The sequence below is a fragment of the Bradyrhizobium sp. genome (assembly GCF_030697065.1).
In the GTDB taxonomy this organism is placed as follows: Bacteria; Pseudomonadota; Alphaproteobacteria; order Rhizobiales; family Xanthobacteraceae; genus Bradyrhizobium.
This window is the reverse complement of sequence record NZ_JAUYQU010000114.1, coordinates 48,744-71,047: the sequence shown is the minus strand read 5'-3', so window position 1 is coordinate 71,047 and position 22,304 is coordinate 48,744. Positions and strand designations below refer to the sequence as shown.

Sequence of the window (22,304 nt, the reverse complement as noted above, 5' to 3'; positions counted from 1 at the left end):
TTGTTGACTGCGACTTACGACAAAATCTGCGTGGAACTCGACTGTACGGCGATTGGGCGCTGATTCGCGCCGGGCCTGCGTGCGCCGATGAAATCGGCCGTTCAGGTTTTTCGGCAGTTCGGGGCCAATGATTCAAGGCAAGTGATTCAAGGCGAGTGATTCAAGGCTGGTAACTTCAGGGCTGGAATAAAGGCGAGACATGAGAAACGGTCAAAACAACAACAAGCGGATGCGTAACCGGAACAACAACAATAACAACAACAGCAATCGCAACGACAGCAACCGGCGCGGTCAGAATCCGATGACCCGGGTGTTCGAGTCGAACGGGCCGGACATCAAGATCCGCGGCACCGCGTCCCATGTCGCTGAAAAATACGTGCAGCTGGCGCGCGACGCACGCTCCTCCGGCGACCCGGTCGCCGCCGAGAATTACTATCAGCATGCCGAGCATTATTTCCGCCTGATCGCTGCCGCCCAGGAGCAATTCCGGCAGAACCAGCCGCAGCCGCGCACCGAAAACGAGATGGCGCCGGAGGACGGCGACGACGAAAGCGAGAGCTTCTCCAATTTCGGCCAGGAACCCGGCTTCGTGCCGGCGCAGCCGCAACCCTTCGTTCCGCGCGACAATCCGCCGCCGCGCGAACACCAGCGCGAGGGCCAGCCCTACCAGCCGCGCGAGCAGCGCGACCATCAACCGCGCGAACACAATGCGCATCGCGAGCATCGTCCGCAGCCGCAGTTTCAGCCGCCGCAGCCCCAGCCGCAGCCTGTCATTGCCGACGTCAGCGTCGATCGCCTGCCATCGTTCATTACCGGACCGCAGCCGCAGATCAGCAACCCGCCGGCCGCCTTCGAAGGCGGCGAGCGCTTCCCGCGCCGCCGCCGCCGGCCCCACGGCCCGCGCCCCGAAGGCGCCGCCGCACCGGCCGCCCCCAGCGAAGATTTCAATCCGGGGAATGAGTAGGACGGCATTTGATTGGTAGGGTGGGCAAAGGCATCTTGGCCGTGCCCACCACCCCATCGCATCGAAAATAGCGGGCACGGCGCAAGCGCGCCTTTGCCCACCCTCCGAATCTATCGCGATTCATCCCGCCGCACCGACGACGACGGCACCAGCACCGGCTCCAGCGCCGGGATCAGCCGCGTCCGCTCGCGGTGGGCCGGGATCGCGCGATAGACCTGCTTGGTCGCTTCCACGATGTGCACGCCGGCGAACGGCAACGACAGCGCGGCGCCGACGCGCTCCCATGCCATCGCGGAGCGCAGGAACCAGCCGCCGCCAACCGGCGGCATGAACAGCGCCTCGCCCCAGGAGGCCGGCGTGAACCAAGTCTGCCGCAGCAACTGCGTGATCTGCGAGCGCGAATAGGGCCGGCCGTGACCGAACGGCGTGTTGTCGGTACGGGTCCACACCCCGCGCCGGTTCGGGACCACCGCCATCAACCGGCCGGAGGGCGCCAGCACCCGCCATGCCTCGCGCAGCAGTCCCGCGGGATCGTCGGACATTTCCAGCGCGTGCACCAGCAGCATGCGGTCGACCGCGGCGTCCGGCAGCGGCAGCGAGAACTCGTCGACCAGGGTTGCCAGCGTCGGCCGCGCCGTCGGCCATTTCAGCACGCCCTGCGCCGCCGGCATGAAGGCGATGCAGCGCTCGGAGTCCTCGCGGAACAGGCCGAGATAGGGCGTGGGATAGCCGAGACCGAGCACGCGCTGGCCCTGCGCGTCCGGCCAGCGGGCCTGAATGCCGCGATTGATCAGCCGCCGCGCCACGATGCCGAGGCGCTGCGAATAAAAATTGCGAAGGTCGATGACGTCGATGGTCATGGCCCCAATCTAGCACGCCGCCCGCCGGTGCGGCGCGCAGAATATGACCATTGCCTGCGAAGCCTTAACGCCATATTTGATCCCGTATGCGGCGTACCGGCGCCCTTGCCTCGCCGGATGACGCCTCGCTGGATCACGGAGATATCATGGCCGCCGAAATTCGCCTGTTCCCCTGCCTTACCGATAATTTCGGCTATCTGATCCACGACCCCGCGACCAAGGCCACCGCCTCGATCGACGCGCCGGAAGCGGCTCCCGTGATCAAGGCGCTGGAGCGCGAGGGCTGGACGCTGACGGATATCCTGATCACGCACCATCATGGCGACCATGTCGGCGGCGTTGCCGAACTGAAGCAGAAATATGGTTGCCGCGTGGTCGCCCCGCGCGACAAGGCCGCCAAGATCGCCGATGTCGATTTGCGCGCCGGCCAGGGCGACGTGGTGAAGGTGGGAGGCCTGCTGGCGCGGGTGCTGGAAACGCCGGGCCATACGCTCGATCACATCAGCTATGTGTTCGACAGCGAGAAGGCGCTGTTCGCCGCCGACACGCTGTTCTCGATCGGCTGCGGACGGGTGTTCGAAGGCGATTACCCGATGATGTGGGACTCGCTGCTGAAACTGCGCGCGTTGCCCGACGATTTCAAACTCTATTGCGGCCATGAATATACCGCCTCCAACGTCAAATTCGCGCTCACGGTCGAGCCGGACAATGCCGCGCTGCAGGCGCGCGCCGAGGAGGTGACGCGGCTGCGTGCCGAGAACAAGCCGACGATTCCGACGCTGCTCGGCGACGAGAAAAAAGCCAATGTGTTCCTGCGCGCCGACGAGCCATCGGTGGCGGCCAGCCTGCGGATGAAAGGCGCCGATGCGGCCGCCGTGTTCGGCGAGTTGCGCGAGCGCAAGAACAAGTCCTGATGGCGGCCAGGCCCGCTGTCTTGAAGCCTGCCCTCCTGGTTTCCGCCGCCGGGATCATCGCGCGGCTCGATCTGCAGCCGCACCCGGAAGGCGGGCATTATCGCGAGACCTTTCGCGATTCCCGGACGGACGCTCGCGGGCGCTCCCTGTCCACCGCGATCTATTTCCTGCTGGCGCGCGGCGAGCGCTCGCACTGGCATCGCATCGATGCGGTGGAGATGTGGCATCATTACGCGGGCGCCCCGCTGACCCTCGGGATTGCCGATGAGGCCGGCCGGCGCAGCGTCACGCTCGGTCCGGATCTCGCCGCCGGCGAAGTGCCGCAGGCGATCGTGCCGCCGCTGGCGTGGCAGACTGCGGAGAGTGCCGGTGACTGGACACTGGTCGGAAGCACCGTCGCACCGGGCTTCGAGTTTGCGAAGTTCGAACTGGCGCCGAAGGGCTGGGAGCCTGTGAACGTTTCGTAAAACGCAGGGTGTGCGGCATCGAAGGAAGCGGACGCAGTGCGTCTTTGCCACACCCTAAGTGGATCGCTTCCGAAACATGTCCTTCGCCGCGATCAGCCCACCGCCGGCAATCAACACCGCCGCGATAGCGATGTTCGGGCTCGCGGCAGCAAAACCCGCCAGAATCAGAAATCCGGTCGACAGGAGCGGCGTGGCGTAGGACGCCGCCCCCAGCACGCGGATGTCGCCGCGCTTCATGCCGATATCCCAGGCAAAGAACGCGGCCCCCACCGGACCGACGCCGAGCGCTGCGATCGCGAGCCATTGCGCCGGCGTCTCGGGCCACACCGTGGTTTCGACCAGCCCATGCACCAGGGCTGCGAGCAGCGCCGTCGCCAGGCAGAAGCCGGCGACCGCATCGGTCGGCACCGCCTTGAGCCTGCGCGACATCACCGAATAGGCCGCCCACACGAATGCCGCCACGAAGGCGGCGAGCAGGCCGGGCAGCTGTCCCAGTTCGAAGCTGGCGCCGCTGCCGGTGAACAGCAACACCGTACCGGCCAGTCCGAGCAAGGCGCCGACGATGTGGTGCGACAGCAGCCGCTCGCCGGGCAGCAGCGACGAGAACAGCACGATCAGCAGCGGCCAGAGATAGTTCAGCAGGCCCGCCTCGGCTGGCGGCGCGAAGCGCAGCGCCAGGAAATACAGCGCGTGATAACCGAACAGTCCGCCGACCCCGACGATCCAGGCCGTCAATGGCTGCTTCAAGGCGGCGAACGCGCGGGGCCGAAAGATGAAGCTCGCGAATGCAACCGCGGCCCCGATCGCGAATGTCATCGCCGCGAGCTGAAACGCCGGAATTTTGCCGGTCGCGACCGTCAGCACCGACAGCAGCGACCACATCAGGATCGCGGTCAGTCCGATCAGGGTGGCGGTACGGGAGGTCATGGGGAAGCCGTCATTCCGGGGCGCGCGTGCAACGAGCGAACCCGGGATCTCCAGATTCCGGGTCTGGTGCTAACGCACCATCCCGGAATGACGCTGCCGCCATCACGCCATGTACTGCCCGCCGTTGATCGACAGCGTCGAGCCGGTGATGGCGCCGGCCTCGTCGGCGGCGAGGAACACCACGGCGCGGGCGATTTCATCGGGCTCGCCGAGGCGGCCGGTCGGGATCAGCGGCAGGATGCTCTTCTCCAGCACCTCCTTCGGCACCGCCTGCACCATTTCGGTGTTGATGTAGCCCGGACAGATCGCGTTCACGGTGATGCCGCCCTTGGCGTTCTCCAGCGCCAGCGCCTTGGTGAAGCCGATGTCGCCGGCCTTGGCGGCGGAATAATTGACCTGGCCGAACTGGCCCTTCTGGCCGTTGATCGAGGAGATGTTGATGACGCGGCCGAACTTGCGGGCGCGCATGCCCTCGATCACCTGGCGGGTCATGTTGAACAGCGAGCCGAGGTTGGTGTTGATGACCGCATTCCACTGCTCGAGCGTCATCTTGTGGAACGCGCCGTCCCTGGTGATCCCTGCATTGTTGATCAGCACGTCGACCGGGCCGAGATCGGCCTCGACCTGCTTCACACCCGCGGCGCAGGCGTCGAACGAACTGACGTCCCATTTGTAGACCGGGATGCCGGTCTCGGCCTTGAATTTTTCCGCGGCCGCATCATTGCCGGCGTAACTGGCGGCGACCTTGTAGCCGGCCGCCTTCAGCGCCGTGCTGATCGCAGCGCCAATGCCTCTCGTTCCCCCCGTCACCAACGCAACACGTGCCATTGTCCGATCCCTCCCTTGGCGTTCCTTGAACTATCGTTTTTATGTAACTCGTATTCGTCTAGCTGCGAATTAAGCGGGCCGTTTGACCAACATCAAGAACAAAACGCCCGGCACGAGGCCGGGCGCTTTCTTATCGACGGTGTCCTGCGCAGTTGCGAGATGATCTTTTCATCATTCAACGCATCCGCTGCCGTTTGTTTAGTCGCGTGCAATGCACATCGCGATGCCCATGCCGCCGCCGATGCACAGCGTGGCAAGGCCTTTCTTGGCGTCGCGCTTCGCCATTTCGTGCAGCAGCGTCACCAGCACCCGCGCGCCGGAAGCGCCGACCGGGTGGCCGATCGCGATGGCGCCGCCATTGACGTTGACCTTGGACGTATCCCAGCCGAGGTCCTTGTTGACCGCGCAGGCCTGCGCCGCGAAGGCTTCGTTGGCCTCGATCAAATCGAGGTCGGCGATGTTCCAGCCGGCCTTCTTCAGCGCGGCGCGCGACGCCGGGATCGGTCCGGTGCCCATGATCTTGGGATCGACGCCGGCCTGGCCCCACGACACGATGCGGCCGAGCACGGTGCGGCCTTCCTTGGCGGCCTGCTTCGCCGTCATCAGCACCACAGCGGCGGCGCCGTCATTGATGCCGGACGCGCTGCCGGCGGTGACGGTGCCGTCCTTCTCGAACGCCGGCTTCAGCTTGCCCATCGCTTCGGTGGTCGCGCCATGGCGCGGGTATTCGTCGTCGCTGACGATGATGTCGCCCTTGCGGGACTTGATGGTGACCGGGACGATCTCGTCCTTGAACTTGCCGGCCTTCTGCGCGGCCTCGGCCTTGTTCTGCGAGGCGACGGCGAACTCGTCCTGCTGGGCACGGGTGATCTGGTACTGCCTGGCGACGTTCTCGGCGGTGTTGCCCATGTGGTAGCCGTTGAAGGCATCCCACAAGCCGTCCTTGATCATGGTGTCGACGAACTCGATCGGGCCCATCTTGGTGCCGCCGCGCAGATACTGCGCGTGGGGGGCCATGCTCATGGATTCCTGGCCGCCGGCGACGACGATTTCGGAATCGCCGTTCAGCAGCGCCTGATATCCCAGCGCCACGGTGCGCAGGCCGCTTCCGCACAACTGGTTGACGCCCCAGGCCGGGCTTTCCACCGGAATGCCGGCGGCGATCGAGGCCTGCCGGGCCGGGTTCTGGCCCTGCGCGGCGGTCAGGATCTGACCCATGATCACCTCGGAAACACGGCCGGGCTCGATACCGGCGCGCTCGAGCGCGGCCTTGATGGCGACAGCGCCGAGATCGTGGGCCGGCATGGTGGCGAAGGCGCCGTTGAAACTGCCGACCGGGGTGCGGGCGGCGCTGACGATGACGACATCGTCTGACATGGACATCTCCTGAGGTTGAGCTTTTGGGGCTTTGGGGCGCTTGGTTGGCGGACGCCGGATGGCAGGCCAGTCTCCTACCTCATCCTGTTAACGGAGTTGAGGCATGTCAATCGTCCCCACGGCAAAATCACCCCGCATCGCACTCAAAATAACGCCCTTGGCAGTTTCCAGAGCAGTGTCCATGCCTTGTAATTAACCGTGCCGCACAAAACGGTAGCCGAAGTCGGTTGAAAATGCTTACTTTGTTGCGATGCGTTGCTCGTCTGCCCTTCGGCGATGCCGTCGGGTTCCCCGTCCTCGGTGTGCATTGTGTGAGCCATGGCGAAAACAGACCAACCGACCACCATCAAGAAATACGCCAACCGGAGGCTCTATAATACCGGCACCAGCACCTATGTAACCCTCGAGGATCTCGCGACGATGGTGAAGGACGGGGAGGATTTCCTCGTCTACGACGCCAAGACTGGCGACGACATTACCCGCTCGGTACTGGCGCAGATCATTTTCGAACAGGAAAACAAGGCCGGCCAGAACTTGCTGCCGACCACCTTCCTGCGCCAGTTGATCCGGTTCTACGGCGACAGCATGCAGATGGTGGTGCCGAAATATCTCGAACAGTCGATCGACACGCTGACCCGCGAGCAGGAAAAATTCCGTAAGCAGCTGACCAACACCTTCTCGGGAACGCCGTTCGCGCCGCTCGAGGAACACGTCCGCCGCAACATGGAAATGTTTCAGCAGACCTTCTCGATGTTCAAGCCGTTCGTGCCGCCGCGCCCGGGCAGTGCCGCCGGCGCCGAACTGGAGAAGGTGCCGGAGCCGGTCGCCGAAGAGGCTAATATCGATGACCTGCGGCGCCAGATGAAGGACATGCAGGACCGGCTGGAGCGGATGTCGAAAGAGCCGAAGAAGGACGAGTAGGTTTCTCGTCCCGGCGAACGGGAAACACAAATCCCTCAACACGTGTCCCGGCCTCCGCGCCGGGACGACGCTGATATTTCAGCGCGAGCGACAAGCTCACCCCGCCGCTGGCAACACCGTCTCCTGCACCGCCCACGGCCGCTGCGCTGACGCCAGTCCGATCAGCCGCCCCTGGATGTAGTCGCAGCCCCATTCGCGCAGCATGACGGCGGATTCCTCGTCCTGCACCCATTCCGCGACGGTCTTGATTTGCAGCCGGCGCGCCAGGTCGATCAGGGTCTGCACGAAGGCGCGATCGTCGGCCGAGCGGGCGATGTTCTGCACGAACGCGCCGTCGATTTTCACGATATCGACGCCGAGCTTGCGCAAGTTCCGGAACGAGGTGTAGCCGGCGCCGAAATCGTCGATCGCGATCTGGCTGCCGTAGTTCTTCAGCCGGGTGACGAAGCCGCGGACGTCGTCGATATCCTGGATCGCGACGGTTTCGGTGATTTCGACGATCAACCGCTCAGCGACGCCGGGATGGGCGCGCATCAGCGATTCGATCGAGGCCCACCAGTCCGGGTCCATCGTGGTATCGGGCGAGATGTTGAGGCTGAGCCGGATGTCGGGCTGCTGCGCCAGTTCTGCCACCACCAGTTCGAGCACGCGGTGATCGACCAGCCGGATCAGGCCGAGCTTTTCCGCGACCGGGACGATATCGGGCGCCAGCAGAACCTGGCCGTCGTCCTGCTCCATGCGGACCAGGCATTCGTAGAACGCGGCATCGCGCGAGCGCGCCTCTACCACCGGCTCGAACGCCATCACGATCCGGCGTTCGTTCAGCGCGGTGACGATCTCGTCGGTAACGCGGATATTGACGCGGCGCTGGGCGTCGCGCTCGACATTCGGGCGCCACACCGAAAACGAGCCGGAGCGGCGGCGCTTCGCGCCATCGAGCGTCTCGTGAGCGCGGTTGATCGCCTCGTCGGCATTGCGCGCATAGCGCGGCACGCTGACCGCGCCGATCGATGCGGTGACCGAGACCGGTCCCGACCTGGTCGGCACCACCTCGTCGCGTACGCCCGCCAGGAACCGTTCGGCGGCGACATTCATGTCGTCGACGGTGCAGTTCTTCAGGATCAGCCCGAACTTGTTGCCGGAGAACCGGCCGAGCACGTCGCCGCCGCGCAGCCGCGCGCGAATCCGTTTGGCCACTTCCGAAATCACCGCGTCCGCGACATCGAAGCCGAAGGCATCGTTGATCCGCGCCAGATGATCGATCCCGATCAGCATGAAGGCGCAGGTGGTGCGAAAGCGCGAGGCTTCCTCGATGGCCTCGGCCAGCGATCCCACCAGGTGGGTGCGGTTGAGTTCGCCGGTCAGCGGATCGTTGCGCGACAGTTTCAGCAACTGCTCATCGCGGGCGTGACGTTCGTTGTTGATCCGGACGATGCCGTGGGCGCGCGCCGGCCTGCCGTCGGCGCCGGCGAACCAGCAGCCGGTCTCCTCGATCCACAGCACCGGCGCCGAGGTCGAGGTACGCACCCCGTATTCGATCCGGTAGGGCACGCCATCGCCGCCGCGCGACGGCGCGGCATGGCCGAGCGCCTCCGAACGGACCGCGCGCGACGGCTCGATCAGTTTCGAGAATTCGGCGCCGCTGGCCAGCGACTCCGGCGGAATGTCCGGAAAAACCGAGCCGAGATGATCGCTCCAAAGCATCGCGTCGGTGGCGATGTCCCACACGAAGGCGGCCTGGCCGAGCGACGCGAGGATGGTCGAAGCTTGCGGAACTGCGGATGTCACAATCGCCTCGATTCGGGACAGGGCCGGGTGATTCTCTGCCGCTAGGATAGTGCCTCTTTTGCGCCCGACCAGCGCGTATTCCGCAAATGTGAGCGCCGGTGCTGCGATCAGAATGCGCCCTAAATATTAATGGCGAGGAAGCAAGGCATTTTTCCTGCGGCAGATCGCCTCCACTCTGGCGAAACAATGCATTGCGCCAATTCCGGCAATCCTTTGGAGACCACGTTGCGCGGTTGCCGGGAACGAAGCGGCGCGAAGCGGCATGAGCCTTGCGAAGTGGAATACGGAAAGGGTGTCACGTCCCAAAATGTGACAGTTCAGCCGGGCTTCGATTTGCCATGTCCGACAGCGGTCGACCAGAGCAGGCAACAGACGACGGCGGCACCGGTAACGCCCGGCCCGCCTGTGTCGCGTTGGTGCCGGTGGCACAGCCGACGGAATGGACAGGGAGGGACCACCAGCAGCCCTCGCGGCCCGCCTCGACCTTTGTCGCCCAATTGCTCGCCACCGCCGAGCAGGCCCCGCAAACCCGCGGCATGCGGCGGGCCACGGCCGCCGATGCGCAGACCGCTTACTGCGCCGGCCGGCATCCGGTCCGCGCTGCCGGCATCCGGACCCGGCAAATCATCTGAACGCGAGTTAGCGCGGCCGGTCCGGCGACGGGTGCGAACCATCGCCCGGCTGCAGGCCGGGGGACGGCACTTCCGGCGAGGGCGCGGCCGGCGTGACCTCGGGCTGCACGATTTTCGGCTCGACGCGATCCACCGGCGCGGCTTCGACGGCAGCCGCCGGCACGGAAGCGACCGGCGTCGACACCGGTTCGACCCGTGATACGGGAACAACCGGCTCGGCTTCCTTCCGCGCCTCCCGCCGCGAGACGGCAGGGGCCGCCGCCTGGGTGCCCCGCCGCGCCCGCAGCGCGATGCCCGCCAGGACATCCACCAGCGCCATCAGCGTCAGCAGGAAAAAGGTCGAGGTGCCGAACAGCGGCAGCAGCACGAATTCCGCGGCAGCGCCGCAGAACACCAGCAATGAAAGCAGATGGTCCGTGAGATATTTCGCGCCGGGGCGCGCGCCCTTGATGACCTCGCCCAGCAACAGCAGGAGGCCGAGCGTCAGCAGGATGTCGCTCAGCGTCACCGGCAAGCCGGTGCCTGACGGCAGCGGCAATGTCACCAGCTGCGCGACGAACGACACGTCGCGCATCAGGAAGGCGATGATGTTGTAGATCGCCAGGGGAATCAGAAGAAGCGGAAAACCGATCATCGACGGCGAGGCCTTCTTTTCAGGCAGGAGAGTCGGGGTTCTTGAGGGCGGACCGCCCGGTCCGCCTGCCTAAAACCATCTAATCTCCCGCGTTGGCCAAATTCAGGCGCGCAGGGCCAACCGGCCCGCTGCCTCTCGCCGCGCTCAGGATTCCTTCTTGGCCTTCAGAACCTGACGGCCCTTGTACATGCCGGTCTTCAGATCGAGGTGGTGCGGGCGGCGCAATTCGCCGGAATCCTTGTCCTCGGCATAGGTCGGCTTCTTGAGCGCGTCCGCCGAGCGGCGCATGCCACGCCGCGACGGCGATGTTTTTCTTCGGGGAACGGCCATGTCGGTGTCCTCTAGGGATGTTGTCGGAGGCATCGTCCGTAGCGGACGCCCGGCGCAACGAAGCGCGAGCTGAAATGCCGATAAGGCCGCGCTTATAGAGGATGGAGTGCCCCAAGGCTAGGTTCAAAATACGGCCAAACGGCTCAGGAAGCGCGATTTTCCTGCCAGCACCGCTGCAACCCCTGGGCCTGGGCCCGCGCCGTATAGGTCCCGGCCAGGCGGCGCACCCCGGGGCCGGGATTGCGGGCGCTGCGCTTGACGGGATTGGGCAGAATCGCCGCCAAAAGGGCGGCTTCCCGTGGTGACAAGGTGGAGGCGGAGCGGCCAAATGCGTGGATTGCCCCCGCTTCGGCGCCGAATTGGCCGGAGGGGCCCAATTCGGCAATATTGAGATAGATTTCCAGCACCCGCGGCTTTCCCAGCACCAGATCGATCCACATCGCCAGCGGTATCTCCAGGCCCTTGCGGATCACGCTGCGGCCCGGCCACAGGAACAGGTTCTTTGCCACCTGCTGGGTGATGGTCGAGCCGCCGCGCGCGACCTCGCCGTCCTCCGCGTCGTCGATCACCTCGCGCAGCGCCTCCCAGTCGACGCCATGGTGGCTGCAGAATTTGGCATCCTCGGAGGCCACCACCGTGCGCGGCAACGCCGGCGAAATGGCGCTTAAATCGATCCATTGCCGCGATACCGGCGCGCCGGTCAGCCAGCGCCAGGCCATCAGCGCCGAGACCGGATGGCCGGCCCGATAGAACGGCGCCAGCAGATACGGCAGCAACAGCACCGCGATCACGATCAGAAGAAGATTTCGGGCAATGCGCAAATGCTGGATTTCTGGTTCAAGGCAACGGGCGCGGGCCGATGAAAGCGCACTTGAGGATATGTCCCTGATAGTCGGGTTTTTTCCAGCCCTTTTATGGCGTCGCAAGCGGGTCGCCCGGAATTGACGAAGCCGGTGCCATCGACGATTGTCCGGCCCGAACCGATCTGGAGCCATTCTTGATGACGACCGGCACTGCACCATCAGACTTCGTAAAGCGACTGGACCAGACCGCGGAGGACACCGAGGCGCTGCTGGGCGAGCTGTTGTCCGACGCGCTGCTGCCCGACGAAATCGCGCGGCCGAAGCGGCTGATGGACGCCATGCGCTATTCCAGCCTCGGGGGCGGCAAACGCCTGCGGCCGTTCCTGGTGGTCGAGAGTTCCGCCGTGTTCGGCGTTCCGCGCGAGGCGGCGCTGCTGGCCGGCGCCGCGCTCGAATGCATTCATTGCTATTCGCTGATCCATGACGATCTGCCCGCAATGGACAACAGCGACCTGCGCCGCGGCCGGCCCACGCTGCACAAGCAGACCGACGACGCCACCGCGATCCTGGCCGGCGACGGCCTGTTGACGCTGGCCTTCGACATCATCACCCGCGACGAAATTCACAGCGACGCGACCGTGCGGCTGAAGCTGACGCGCGCGCTGGCGCGGGCTTCAGGAATCGGCGGCATGGTCGGCGGCCAGATGCTCGACCTCGCCGGCGAAGGCCGGTTCGGCGACCGCGAGCCGGTCGACGTGGCGCGATTGCAGCAGATGAAGACCGGCGCGCTGCTGCGCTATGGCTGCATCGCCGGCGCCATCCTCGGCCAGTCCTCGCCGGCACAGTACCAGGCCCTCGACGATTACGGCCGCGCGCTCGGCGAAGCGTTCCAGATCGCCGACGACCTGCTCGACGTCGAGGGCGATGCGGCGGCGCTCGGCAAGCAGACCGGACAGGACGCGGCCCTGGGCAAGACCACCTTCGTCACCCAGCTTGGCATCGACGGCGCCAAACAGCGCGTGCGCGATCTGCTGGCCACGGCCGATTCCGCGCTCGCGATCTTCGGCGCCAGGGGCGATGTGCTGCGCGCGGCGTCGCGGTTCGTCGCCGACCGCAAGAACTGACCTGCCGGCAATAGCCGAGCAATCCAAAGGCAGAGGCCCCGCATTGCCGGAGCCTCTGTCGCTTTCTACATTGCAGAGCCGGGCTCCGGCGCGTTCGATAACTCGCGCCAGCGATTACGGGCACACCCCCGACATGATGGCGCTGTAGGAGTTGCAGCCCCTTTCGCGTTCTATGCCGGTAAGCGGCTGGCCTCTGGACCCGCGCCCGGGGCCAGTCTGCGCCTGAGGACGCCCGGCAATGGCCGCTTGCGGAGCCTGCCTTGCAAGCGGGGCCTGCCTTGGTTCCTGTCGGTCGCGCTTGGCCACCGGCTGCTTGCCGCGGCGCTTCTCGCACTCATTATCGTCATTGAGGAACGAGCCGCTGGCGCAGGTGATCCTGGTGCAACGGTCGCCATCGGCCTTGTAGCCATGCTCGCAGACCACCGGGCAGACCCGCGCCGTCTTCTGCTTGATCGTGTCGAGCGCGTCGGTCGAGGCCATTTTGGTGTCGAATTTGGTCCTGGCATAGCGGTTGAACAGCGTCAGCGAGCGCTGCGACGCCGTGTTCCAGTTGCCGTCGGCATCCGCGCTCAGGCAGCCGACGCGGCGCAGTTCGGCCTGCACGGATTTGGTGAGGTCGGCCTGCGGCGGCCCGGCGGTCAGCGCGGCCAGTTTCGTTGCATTGTCGGCCGGCTCCGCCGGCGGCGGAGCGGCGGCGGTCTGTTCGGTGGCGGCGCGGTTGCGCTCGGCCTCGGCGGCCTTGTCCCGGGCAATCTGCTGGGCCTTTTCGGCGGCGATACGAGCCTGTTCCGCCGCTTTGGCGGCGGCCTCGGCCTTGGCCTGCTGGCTTTTCTGGGCGCCCTCGGCGGCAAGTCGCGCCCGCTCCTGTTCGGCCAACCGCGCCTTTTCGGTGGCGGCGACGCGGGCTTCCTCCGCGGCAAACTTGCTCAGCTGGATCTTGGCGAGGCTGGCGTAGAAGCCATCGGGGTATTGCGCAAGGAAGGCGTTCAGGGCGTCCCTGTTGCCGATCTGCAGCGCCAGTTCGTAGTCGCGGCGCGCTTCGGCCTGCGGGCTGGGCGCGGGCGCTGCCGGCGCGGCCCGGGTGGGAGCCGGCACCAGCGGCACGTCTTCGCCGCCGAGCGAGCCATAGACAAACGGCTCCTGCCGGTTGCCGGTGGTCTTCAGCACTTCGTCGCGGACGAAGCCGAATGCACGGCGCACGTCGAGCCCCGGCGTCGTCAGATGCTTCGACAGCGCCATCGTGAACGGGCTGTTGTTGCCGTCGCCATCCGCCGCGGTCGATCCGGCCTTGGCCGAATAGGCGATCAGCATGTTCGGGCTGGACGGCTCGATCTTGGCCAGCCCCTGCCCGATCGCGCGCGTCGCGACGGTGCGTTTCATGTTTTTCGAGAACGGGTTGTCGCGGCAGGCATCGAGGATCACCAGCCGCAGCTTCTTGGCGGGTTCGATCGCCAGCAGCACGCGGTCCAGCGAAAGGGCCTCGTCGTAGACATCGGTATCGCGTTCCAGCTTGGCATCGACCGGAATCAGGTAATTCGCACCGTCCACCTCGATGCCATGGCCGGCGTAATAGACCACCGCAATATCGGCATCGCGGGCGCGGTCGGCGAAATCGCGCAGCGTGCGGCGGGTTTCGGCCGCCGGCAGATCCTGGCGCGAATCGACGACGTCGAAACCGGCCTTTCTGAGCGTCGCGGCGATCACGGCCCCGTCATTGACCGGGTTGGGAAGCTTGGCCACGTTTTGATAGGCCGCATTGCCGAGCACCAGCGCCACGCGCTTTTCGGCCCATGCCGGCTGGCATACCAGCAGCAACGCCGCGGCAGCGAGGAAAAACTGGCGCAATCCTGAGGATCGGGGCGATTTCATCATGGCGCTTCCCATACGGTGGCCGTTGTTAGCACTGGAGCCTGCCTATCAGACGCCGGCGGCTGATCCTGTGAGCCATGTCACGCTGGAAAACCGGCGTGATCGGCGGCCTCAATCGCCGGGGATTCGTCAAGTCGCAGGCAAATATGGAACTCCTGGTCATTAGTGCCGCCAGAGCGGCATCGGTTCGCGCTTTCTCGATCACGTTTTCGCTTCAGGGGGCCCTTGTCTCCGATCTGACCAGTTTCGGAGGGAGGGCAGCAAGCGCTAACCTGCCTTCCGCTCGACCTGTACCCACCGGCGGCTGACCGCGACGGGATCGCCGCCGGCTTTCACCTCGGCCTTGTACTGCTCGATCTCAGCTTCATTCACGTCGGCGTCGCTCATGGCATAGCTCACCCGGCGCAGGATCGGCCAAAGCTGATCGCCCAGATCCGCCAGATCGACCTTGATATGCGGGTACCTGGATTGCCCGGACGATTCCGCCGGCGAGGGACCCGCGGCGTTTCTGGTGAACATCGCCGCGAACAATTGCTTCGAACGCTGCAGGCCGTCGTCCGTCAGGGTCACCGATTTCTCGTCGGCAATATCCTCGATCAATCCCTTTTGCTGCAACCGGCCCAGGGCATCCCCTTCGAGACCCTTCGATGCCCGGTTCTGATCGTGAAGGGTAAGGTGGAGCAGCGCCAGAACGGCGTCATCGATCCGGTCCGTGTCAATCGTCATCGCAATATCTCCCGCAAGCCATGCAACCCCCGCCACCTTTACCCGGAACGCGCAGGTCTTGCCACGTTCTCCGGCAGGAATTTCTTCATTCGATTTTTCCCAACGCACCACACATTTCCGTGTCGGCGACGCGGCAAGTCATCCGTAGCGCAATCGATCCATTCGTGGCTTAATCCGATCCAGACAAATTGCACTCAGGGGAGCCCCATCGTGAGCCATGACCGTTCCAGCGTCGAAGCCGTCGTCCAGCATTATTTCGATGCACTTTATGAAGGCGATGCCAACAAGCTCGGCGAGGTCTTCCACCCCTCTGCCGATCTGCGCTGGGTGGAAAAGGGGGAACTGCAGATTCTGACCGTTCCGGATTGGCTCGATCGCGTCAGCAAGCGGCCCTCGGGAAAAGCCGAAGGCAAGGCGCGCGAGGATTTTGTTGTCACCATCGATCGCTCGGATGAGTCGACCGCCTTCATCAAGGTGCGCTGCCAGTTACCGCCACGCTATTTTACCGACTATCTGGTGGCGATGAAGCTGGCCGACGGCTGGAAGATCGTTTCCAAGTCCTACCGCTACGATCTGCGCGAGTGAGGCCCAGCCTGCCTACTCCGCCGCCGCGGTGCGCGGCCGCCCGACATACCCCGCGGCATCGCCGAAACGCTCGACCATGACCGCAGGCAGATCCTTGGTCTTGCCGGTGACGCAGGCGCCGGAACGCACGGCGTAGCGGTCCTGATGCGCCAGTTGCGCCGGCGCCACACCCTGTTGCAAGGCGCGGGCGGCATCCATCACGGTTTTGCGGAAATGCATGATGCCGAGATCGGTCGGCCCGAGATGCTCGCGGGTGCGGTCGGCGATCGGACCCTGGCTGTCCTGCACCGCGGCGTCCTGCTCGGAGACGCCCTTGATGCCGGTGTAGCTGCTGGTCTTCTGCAGCTTGCGGTCGATCAGATAATCGTTCGATTTGTTGCGCAGCGGCACGTAGTTCTCGTCGACCTCGGAGATCACGCCATTGCCGCGGTCATAGGCGTCGCGTTCGGCCTGGGTAATGGGGCGCTCCGGATTCCAGGCATAGGTGTAGATCCAGCAATTGGTGTCCGTCACCGGCACGAAACTCTGCCCGAAGATGTTTTCCCCGGGCATCGCGCTCGGCGCGTAGGCGTGCACCGGCATCAGGAACTGGGCGATGCGCCAGTAGATGTCGTCGCGGCCGGTGACCCGGCCGCCGCCGATGGTCAGCCCCGCTTCATGCGGAATGACCTTGATCACGGGCCGCGGATCCTCGGCGATCCAGCGCATGTGATCGGTGGCGACGCGCACCAGCGGGTTCACGAAGTGCTTCTTGATGTCGAGGATCTCGTTCTCTTCCTTCTCGAAAGACAGATGCGCGAAGGTGAAATGCGCGGTGTCGATCGAGCCTTCGAGCGCCTGCACCCAGTTGCAGTCCTGCCATTTCTTCGAGACGTAGCGGTGCGACGCCGGCACCAGCGCCATTTCCATGTCGGGCAGTTCGGGCACGGCATCCGCAGGGCCCATATAGGCCCAGATCATGTCGCCCCATTCGCGCACCGGATAGGACTTGATGCGGATCAGATCCTTGGCATTGAGATCGGGGTAGGAGGTCGGCATGTCGACGCAGCGGCCGTCGGTGTCGAACTTCCAGCCGTGATAGACGCAGCGGATGCCGCATTCCTCGTTGCGGCCGAGCCATAGATTGGCGCCGCGATGCGGGCAATATTGGTCGATGATTCCGACCACGCCGCGCGAATCGCGGAACGCCAGCAGTTCCTCACCCATGACGACGATCTTCTTCGGCGGGCCGTCGGCTTCGGGCAATTCTTCCGACAGCAGCACGGGAAGCCAGAAGCGGCGCAGCAATTCGCCCATCGGCGTACCGGCATTGCTTTCGGTCAGGAATTTGTTGTCCTCGGCGCGGAGCATGGCGTGACCTCCGGATTTTGTTTTGCTTTTGACGGAGCTTGGCGCAGGCGGAACGGGGCGTCAACGCGGCTACACCGGCCCTTCGCCCTTCACCGTCACCCGCGTTCCGGAACGGGTGTGCGGCCGGTAGTCCCACATCGCGCGGTGCTGGGGCGCAGCGGTTGTCCCAGAAGGCGATGGCGTTCGGTCCACCTTGAGCGCTATACACTTATGTGACACACTGTGTGTATGTAACGAGGAAGCAAGCTTTGGGAAAGTATGAACCTCTCGGGGCCTTTTTGCGCGGCCAACGCAGTCAGGAAGTGCGCCTGACATTCAACGAGATCGAGAAAATCACAGGCGCGAAATTGCCGCCCAAGGCGCAGCACCATCGCGCGTGGTGGAGCAACAACGCCTCCAATAACGTCATGACCAAGGTATGGCTCGATGCCGGCTTCGAGAGCGCACAGGTGGACATGCAAGCGCGCAAGCTGGTGTTTCGCCGCGTCGCAAAGGGCGTGGGCCAGGAACTGTTTCCCCCGCTTGTGCCGACAGCCGCGAAAAAGGGGGAACGTCACCCGATTTTCGGCGCGTTGAAGGACATCACGCGGCTTGTCCCGGGCGTCGATCTCACCGAGCCCGCCGACCCAGAGTGGGCTGATCTGGTGGACAAGAAGTACGGCCCGCCAGTGCGGTGAGTGATCGATGCTGACGCTCCTCCTCGACACACATACCGCGATCTGGATCGTTGCAAACCAACGGATTGCGCGTGAGGCGGAAGAGGCGATCAACGCCATTCACGAGACGGGTGGCACGCTTCTCGTTTCACCTATTACGGCATGGGAGGTTGGCCTTCTCGTCTCGCACAAGCGCGTTGACCTGCTTGCGACGCCGCAGCGATGGTTCACGCGTTTGCTGTCCATACCGAACGTTCGCCTCGCTGCCCTTTCGCCCGAGATACTGATCGCGTCGTCTTTCCTGCCGGGGAAGCCGCCTAATGACCCTGCCGACCGTATCTTGCTGGCGACCGCGCGCGATCTCGGCGCCACGCTGATCACGCGGGATCGATTGTTGCTAAAATACGGCGAGGATGGCCAGGTCAGCACCATCGCGTGCTGAGACACCGGTTGCAGCGAAACGTCGAAAGCTACTCTGCGGCCGTCACTTCGGCCGTTGGCACGTTGCCGCCACCGCCATAGCGCTGGTCGATGTAGTCGATCACCATCGCCTTGAACTCGGTGGCGATGTTGGGGCCGCGCAAGGTCCGGAATTTCTTGCCGTCGACGAACACCGGGGCCGCCGGGGTTTCGCCGGTGCCGGGCAGCGAGATGCCGATATCGGCGTGCTTGGATTCGCCGGGGCCGTTGACGATACAGCCCATGATCGCGACGTTGAGCGATTCGACGCCGGGATAGCGGGTCTTCCAGCTCGGCATTTCCTCGCGGATAAAATCCTGGATCGAGCGCGCCAGTTCCTGGAACGTGGTCGAGGTGGTGCGGCCGCAGCCGGGGCAGGCCGCCACCAGCGGCACGAAGGTGCGGAATCCCATGGTCTGCAGCAGTTCCTGCGCGACCTGGACTTCCAGCGTGCGGTCGCCGCCGGGCTCCGGAGTCAGCGAGATCCGGATGGTGTCGCCGATACCCTGCTGCAGCAGGATGCCGAGCGCGGCCGACGAAGCGACGATGCCCTTGGAGCCCATGCCGGCCTCGGTGAGGCCGAGATGGATGGCATAGTCCGAACGTTCGGCCAGCGTCTCGTAGACCGCGATCAGGTCCTGCACCGCGGATACCTTGGCCGACAGGATCATGCGGTTTTTCGGCAGGCCGATCTCCTCGGCGCGCGCGGCCGACAGCAGCGCCGACTGCACCATGGCTTCGCGGGTCACCGCGCGGACGTCTTTCGGCGTCGGCAGCAGCGCGTTCTCGTCCATCAGCTTGGTGAGCAGTTCCTGATCCAGTGATCCCCAATTGGCGCCGATCCGCACCGTCTTGTTGTACTTCAGCGCCATCTCGACGATGTCGGTGAACTGGGTGTCGCGCTTGGCCTTGAAACCGACATTGCCGGGATTGATGCGGTATTTGTCCAGCGCCTCGGCGCAGGCCGGATGATCGGCCAACAGCTTGTGGCCGATGTAATGGAAATCGCCGATCAAAGGCGTGGTGATGCCGCGCTTGCGCAGGCCGTCGCGAATATGCGGCACGGCGGCGGCGGCCTCGTCGCGATCGACGGTGATGCGCACCATTTCGGAGCCGGCTCGCGCCAGTGCCGCCACCTGTGCGATCGTGCCCTCGATATCGGCGGTGTCGGTGTTGGTCATCGACTGCACCACGATCGGCGCGCCGCCACCGACGGCAACATTGCCGACCATGACCTGGGTGGTCTTATGCCGGGGGCTGGGGCCGGCGATGTCGTTGTCGGTAAGTTTTTCGGGCTTGTTCATGGCGTCTCGAATATCAGGTTTTGGTGACATTCACCAAGGGGCCTGCGGCAAAAGCCGATGCCCCCTCTGGGTCTAATTATTTCTCTTTTTGGTTCAATAGCTTATTGAACCATTCCGCAGCAAAACACGGTTGCGGCGCTGCGCTGGCCCTTAACCGCTATATCGGACCTGAATCCGGGGATTAAAGGGCAAACGGCCGGCACGCGCTTGCTTTCCAACCCTGTCCCCCTGCCCTAGCATGACCGGAACGGGAGGAACCAGATGGCGGAACGTGACGGACTCATGACGACGGCGGAGCTCGCCGCGATGCTGGACCACCCCGACCTCCGGCTGTTCGATTGTACGACCTATCTGGAATATCAGCCGGAAGGGTCCGGCGTTCCCTATATCGCTGTGCCGGGACGGCACACCTTCGAGGCCGGGCATATTCCCGGCGCGGACTTTCTCGACCTGCAGGGCGAATTCTCGCAAGCAGGGATCGAACTGCATTTCATGATGCCGGCCACGGCACAGCTCGAGGCCGCCTTCGGGCGGCACGGCGTCGGCGCGAACAGCCTTGTGGTGCTGTACTCGATCGGCACGGCGATGTGGGCGACGCGGTTCTGGTGGATGCTGAAATCGCTCGGCTTCGACAACGTCGCGGTGCTGGATGGCGGGCTCGACAGCTGGAAAGCCGAGGGACGCGCGATCGAGACCGGTCCCGCTAAAACCTATCCGCCGGCGAGCTTCACGGCGAAACCGCGGGCCGGCTATTTCGTCGACAAGCACGAGACGCTGCAAGCCAGCGCCGACCGCAACACCGTCGTCGTCAACGCGCTCAATCCGCAGTTGCACAAGGGCCTGGAGCCGAGCCGCTATGGCCGGCCGGGGCACATTCCCGGCAGCGTCAACGTGTCGGCGGCGACGCTGTACGATCCCGTGACAAAGACGTTCGTGCCGCTGGCGGACGCCGAAGCGAAATTCACCGCGCAAGGCGTGACCAAGGACAAGCGCGTGGTCGCCTATTGCGGCGGCGGCATCTCGGCCACTATCGACCTGTTCTTGCTGCACCGGCTCGGCTACGACAATCTCACGCTTTACGACGCCTCGATGGGCGAATGGGCGAAGGATTCCTCGCTGCCGATCGAGACGGGCTGAGCCTGATCGCAACTTCGAAGCCGCAAGCGCTCCGCCATCCTGACAGGATGACGGCGGCAATTATCTCACGCCGGCACGTTGGGATCCGGCACCACCTTCGGTCCGGAGACCTCGGGCCGGTTCACCAGATAAAGCCCCGCGATCACCAGCAGCGCCGCGACGCCGAAGGTGATCGTCAGCGTGTCGTTCAGGATGAGGTAGCTGGCGACCACGCCGAACAACGGCGTGAAGAAGGTGAAGGATGACAGCTTGCTTGCGGAATAGGTCTTTATCAATGCGAACCACAGCAGGAAGGTCAGCCCGACCACCCAGAACGCCTGGTAGGCCAGCAGCGACAGCGACAACGGTCCGGGCATTTGGGTCAATCGCTCGCCCGAGACCCACGCCGCGAAAGCCAGGATCGGGATCGATATCGCCACCTGGTAGCCCAGCCCCTTTTCCGCCGGCGCCCTGATCAGCGTCGTCGCCTTGACGATCAGGGTAGTCGCCGCCCACAGCGCGCCGCCGGCGACGATCAGGAGATCGCCAAGCAGGACATCGGCATCGACATTGGCCTGCGGCACGCCGATCGCAAGCGCCACGCCGGCAAAGCTCAGGCCGAGGCCGCCCCATTGCGACGCGCGCAGCCGCTCGCCGAGAAACGAATAGGAGCCGAGCGCCACGAAAAACGGCGCGGTGTAGAGAAACACCACCGCACGCGACGCCGAGGTCAAAAGCAGGCCGCGATAGATCAGCACGAATTCGATGCCGAAGATGATGCCGGCGGCGAGGCCCGGCCACAGCGTGCCGTCGCGCGCGAAGAACCTGACGCCGCGCCACCAGCCGATGATCAGCAGGACCGGCAAGGCGCCGGCCGAGCGGATCAGCGCCTGCAGCATCGGCGGTACCTCCGGCAGCACCAGCTTGACGGCGATCTGATTGAAACCCCAGCTCAGGCACAGCATCAGCATCAGCGCGACGGCGCCGGCGCTGAGCGGACGCCCGGCCGATGGGTGCATTTGATCCGACGACATTCAACCTCGCGACCGGCTTGGCGCCGTTTTCTTATTATGCGGCGGTCTGGCAGTGCGCGCAGGTGCCGGTGATTTCGACGACGGACATTTTTGGCGCAAAGCCGGAGGCGCGCGCCGCGGCGTTGAGGCTTTGCGCGACGGGCGCCGCCGGAATTTCGCCGACCGAGCCGCAGCGCTCGCAGATCAGGAACGCCACCATCGCGGCTGCGTCATGATCGTGCGCGCAGGCCAGGAACGCGTTGCGGCTTTCGATGCGGTGGACGAGGCCGTTCTCCATCAGGAAGTCGAGCGCACGGTATACCGTGATCGGCGCCGGCCGCGGCATCGATTTGGCGAGCTCGTCGATCACCTCATAGGCGCCGAGCGGGCGATGGCTGGACAGCAGCGCCTGCAGCACCTGGCGGCGGATCGGCGTGAATTTCTGCGCTCTCGACTTGCAGACCTGCTCGGCATGCAGAAGCCCGTCCGCGGTGCAGCGGCCGTGATCGTGATCGGGCGCGGGGAAGGTCGGCTTGGTGAGGGTCATGACAGCCATGATGTAACGCGGATGAACCTGATGGTCCATGTTCCGCCAGCCACCGAGTGCACCGCAGCATCCGGGCATCCTTACCGCGGAACTGAAATACCGGGGCGGCA

The 22,304-nt window shown here is 64.8% G+C and carries 23 protein-coding genes and 2 pseudogenes; 10 read left to right on the top strand and 15 right to left on the bottom strand.

All coding sequences use genetic code 11. The features are described 5' to 3' along the window. Nucleotides 1-199 precede the first annotated feature (199 nt). Nucleotides 200-964: a DUF4167 domain-containing protein gene (locus Q8R73_RS09605; protein WP_305719303.1), complete on the top strand. Its 765-nt coding sequence runs from the start codon at nucleotides 200-202 to the stop codon at nucleotides 962-964. Between the two features lie 110 nt (nucleotides 965-1,074). On the opposite strand, the gene Q8R73_RS09600 is transcribed toward Q8R73_RS09605, so the two are convergent. After that, the gene (locus Q8R73_RS09600; protein WP_305719328.1) at nucleotides 1,075-1,818 is read right to left on the bottom strand and encodes a class I SAM-dependent methyltransferase; all 744 of its coding nucleotides are present in this window, start codon (nucleotides 1,816-1,818) and stop codon (nucleotides 1,075-1,077) included. A 152-nt stretch (nucleotides 1,819-1,970) separates the two neighbouring features. On the opposite strand from Q8R73_RS09600, the gene gloB reads away from it, so the two are divergent. Together gloB and Q8R73_RS09590 are read left to right on the top strand one after the other, a co-directional pair. Beyond that, nucleotides 1,971-2,738 (top strand): hydroxyacylglutathione hydrolase, encoded by a 768-nt coding sequence (gloB, locus tag Q8R73_RS09595; RefSeq protein ID WP_305719302.1) that lies wholly within the window; start codon nucleotides 1,971-1,973, stop codon nucleotides 2,736-2,738. Between the two features lie 35 nt (nucleotides 2,739-2,773). Then, nucleotides 2,774-3,205: a cupin domain-containing protein gene (locus Q8R73_RS09590; RefSeq protein ID WP_305719327.1), complete on the top strand. Its 432-nt coding sequence runs from the start codon at nucleotides 2,774-2,776 to the stop codon at nucleotides 3,203-3,205. 54 nt (nucleotides 3,206-3,259) lie between these two features. Here Q8R73_RS09590 and Q8R73_RS09585 read toward each other — a convergent pair whose 3' ends face one another. From Q8R73_RS09585 to Q8R73_RS09575, 3 genes are all read right to left on the bottom strand, one after another. Further along, entirely contained in the window at nucleotides 3,260-4,132 is an 873-nt protein-coding gene (locus Q8R73_RS09585; protein WP_305719301.1) for a DMT family transporter, read from the bottom strand. A gap of 102 nt (nucleotides 4,133-4,234) precedes the next feature. Continuing rightward, nucleotides 4,235-4,960, bottom strand: coding sequence for an acetoacetyl-CoA reductase (gene phbB, locus Q8R73_RS09580; RefSeq protein WP_305719300.1), 726 nt, complete (start codon nucleotides 4,958-4,960; stop codon nucleotides 4,235-4,237). A gap of 198 nt (nucleotides 4,961-5,158) precedes the next feature. Beyond that, nucleotides 5,159-6,337, bottom strand: coding sequence for an acetyl-CoA C-acetyltransferase (locus tag Q8R73_RS09575; RefSeq protein WP_305719299.1), 1,179 nt, complete (start codon nucleotides 6,335-6,337; stop codon nucleotides 5,159-5,161). 318 nt (nucleotides 6,338-6,655) lie between these two features. Here Q8R73_RS09575 and phaR point away from each other — a divergent pair, with 318 nt between their 5' ends. Further along, a complete protein-coding gene (gene phaR / locus Q8R73_RS09570; RefSeq protein ID WP_305719298.1) occupies nucleotides 6,656-7,258 on the top strand; it encodes a polyhydroxyalkanoate synthesis repressor PhaR in 603 nt (200 codons plus the stop codon). A 96-nt stretch (nucleotides 7,259-7,354) separates the two neighbouring features. On the opposite strand, the gene Q8R73_RS09565 is transcribed toward phaR, so the two are convergent. After that, complete coding sequence (locus tag Q8R73_RS09565; RefSeq protein WP_305719297.1) at nucleotides 7,355-9,046, bottom strand: bifunctional diguanylate cyclase/phosphodiesterase; 1,692 nt, start codon at nucleotides 9,044-9,046, stop codon at nucleotides 7,355-7,357. 338 nt (nucleotides 9,047-9,384) lie between these two features. On the opposite strand from Q8R73_RS09565, the gene Q8R73_RS09560 reads away from it, so the two are divergent. Beyond that, the gene (locus tag Q8R73_RS09560; protein WP_305719296.1) at nucleotides 9,385-9,678 is read left to right on the top strand and encodes a hypothetical protein; all 294 of its coding nucleotides are present in this window, start codon (nucleotides 9,385-9,387) and stop codon (nucleotides 9,676-9,678) included. 7 nt (nucleotides 9,679-9,685) lie between these two features. Here the strand turns inward: Q8R73_RS09560 and Q8R73_RS09555 are convergent, their stop codons facing one another. The 3 genes from Q8R73_RS09555 to mtgA form a co-directional block, all read right to left on the bottom strand. Next, nucleotides 9,686-10,312, bottom strand: a complete 627-nt coding sequence (locus Q8R73_RS09555; protein WP_305719295.1) for a hypothetical protein — start codon at nucleotides 10,310-10,312, stop codon at nucleotides 9,686-9,688. Between the two features lie 144 nt (nucleotides 10,313-10,456). Further along, a complete protein-coding gene (rpmF, locus tag Q8R73_RS09550; protein WP_027540899.1) occupies nucleotides 10,457-10,642 on the bottom strand; it encodes a 50S ribosomal protein L32 in 186 nt (61 codons plus the stop codon). A 143-nt stretch (nucleotides 10,643-10,785) separates the two neighbouring features. Beyond that, nucleotides 10,786-11,463, bottom strand: a complete 678-nt coding sequence (gene mtgA, locus Q8R73_RS09545) for a monofunctional biosynthetic peptidoglycan transglycosylase (protein ID WP_305719294.1) — start codon at nucleotides 11,461-11,463, stop codon at nucleotides 10,786-10,788. Between the two features lie 179 nt (nucleotides 11,464-11,642). Between mtgA and Q8R73_RS09540 the strand changes: the two genes are divergently transcribed. Further along, complete coding sequence (locus Q8R73_RS09540; RefSeq protein WP_305719293.1) at nucleotides 11,643-12,569, top strand: polyprenyl synthetase family protein; 927 nt, start codon at nucleotides 11,643-11,645, stop codon at nucleotides 12,567-12,569. 114 nt (nucleotides 12,570-12,683) lie between these two features. Here Q8R73_RS09540 and Q8R73_RS09535 read toward each other — a convergent pair whose 3' ends face one another. Beyond that, a complete protein-coding gene (locus Q8R73_RS09535; protein ID WP_305719292.1) occupies nucleotides 12,684-14,441 on the bottom strand; it encodes a caspase family protein in 1,758 nt (585 codons plus the stop codon). A 504-nt stretch (nucleotides 14,442-14,945) separates the two neighbouring features. Further along, nucleotides 14,946-15,164: pseudogene (locus Q8R73_RS09530) on the bottom strand (DUF6429 family protein); the annotation flags it as partial. A 210-nt stretch (nucleotides 15,165-15,374) separates the two neighbouring features. On the opposite strand from Q8R73_RS09530, the gene Q8R73_RS09525 reads away from it, so the two are divergent. Then, complete coding sequence (locus Q8R73_RS09525; RefSeq protein ID WP_305719291.1) at nucleotides 15,375-15,749, top strand: nuclear transport factor 2 family protein; 375 nt, start codon at nucleotides 15,375-15,377, stop codon at nucleotides 15,747-15,749. 12 nt (nucleotides 15,750-15,761) lie between these two features. Here the strand turns inward: Q8R73_RS09525 and Q8R73_RS09520 are convergent, their stop codons facing one another. Both Q8R73_RS09520 and Q8R73_RS26035 read right to left on the bottom strand, forming a co-directional pair. Further along, entirely contained in the window at nucleotides 15,762-17,099 is a 1,338-nt protein-coding gene (locus tag Q8R73_RS09520) for a Rieske 2Fe-2S domain-containing protein (protein WP_305719290.1), read from the bottom strand. Between the two features lie 69 nt (nucleotides 17,100-17,168). Continuing rightward, nucleotides 17,169-17,299 (bottom strand): annotated as a pseudogene (locus tag Q8R73_RS26035) (taurine dioxygenase); the annotation flags it as partial. 48 nt (nucleotides 17,300-17,347) lie between these two features. On the opposite strand from Q8R73_RS26035, the gene Q8R73_RS09515 reads away from it, so the two are divergent. Both Q8R73_RS09515 and Q8R73_RS09510 read left to right on the top strand, forming a co-directional pair. Further along, on the top strand, nucleotides 17,348-17,776 hold the full coding sequence (locus tag Q8R73_RS09515; protein WP_305719289.1) for a hypothetical protein: 429 nt from the start codon (nucleotides 17,348-17,350) through the stop codon (nucleotides 17,774-17,776). Nucleotides 17,777-17,783: 7 nt separating this feature from the next. After that, complete coding sequence (locus Q8R73_RS09510; protein WP_305719288.1) at nucleotides 17,784-18,197, top strand: type II toxin-antitoxin system VapC family toxin; 414 nt, start codon at nucleotides 17,784-17,786, stop codon at nucleotides 18,195-18,197. A 28-nt stretch (nucleotides 18,198-18,225) separates the two neighbouring features. Here Q8R73_RS09510 and ispG read toward each other — a convergent pair whose 3' ends face one another. Beyond that, on the bottom strand, nucleotides 18,226-19,518 hold the full coding sequence (ispG, locus tag Q8R73_RS09505; protein WP_305719287.1) for a flavodoxin-dependent (E)-4-hydroxy-3-methylbut-2-enyl-diphosphate synthase: 1,293 nt from the start codon (nucleotides 19,516-19,518) through the stop codon (nucleotides 18,226-18,228). A 261-nt stretch (nucleotides 19,519-19,779) separates the two neighbouring features. On the opposite strand from ispG, the gene Q8R73_RS09500 reads away from it, so the two are divergent. Then, nucleotides 19,780-20,655, top strand: a complete 876-nt coding sequence (locus Q8R73_RS09500; RefSeq protein WP_305719286.1) for a sulfurtransferase — start codon at nucleotides 19,780-19,782, stop codon at nucleotides 20,653-20,655. Between the two features lie 65 nt (nucleotides 20,656-20,720). Here Q8R73_RS09500 and Q8R73_RS09495 read toward each other — a convergent pair whose 3' ends face one another. Then, nucleotides 20,721-21,668, bottom strand: a complete 948-nt coding sequence (locus tag Q8R73_RS09495) for a DMT family transporter (RefSeq protein WP_305719285.1) — start codon at nucleotides 21,666-21,668, stop codon at nucleotides 20,721-20,723. 34 nt (nucleotides 21,669-21,702) lie between these two features. Beyond that, nucleotides 21,703-22,194, bottom strand: a complete 492-nt coding sequence (locus tag Q8R73_RS09490) for a Fur family transcriptional regulator (protein WP_305719326.1) — start codon at nucleotides 22,192-22,194, stop codon at nucleotides 21,703-21,705. Between the last annotated feature and the right edge of the window lie 110 nt (nucleotides 22,195-22,304).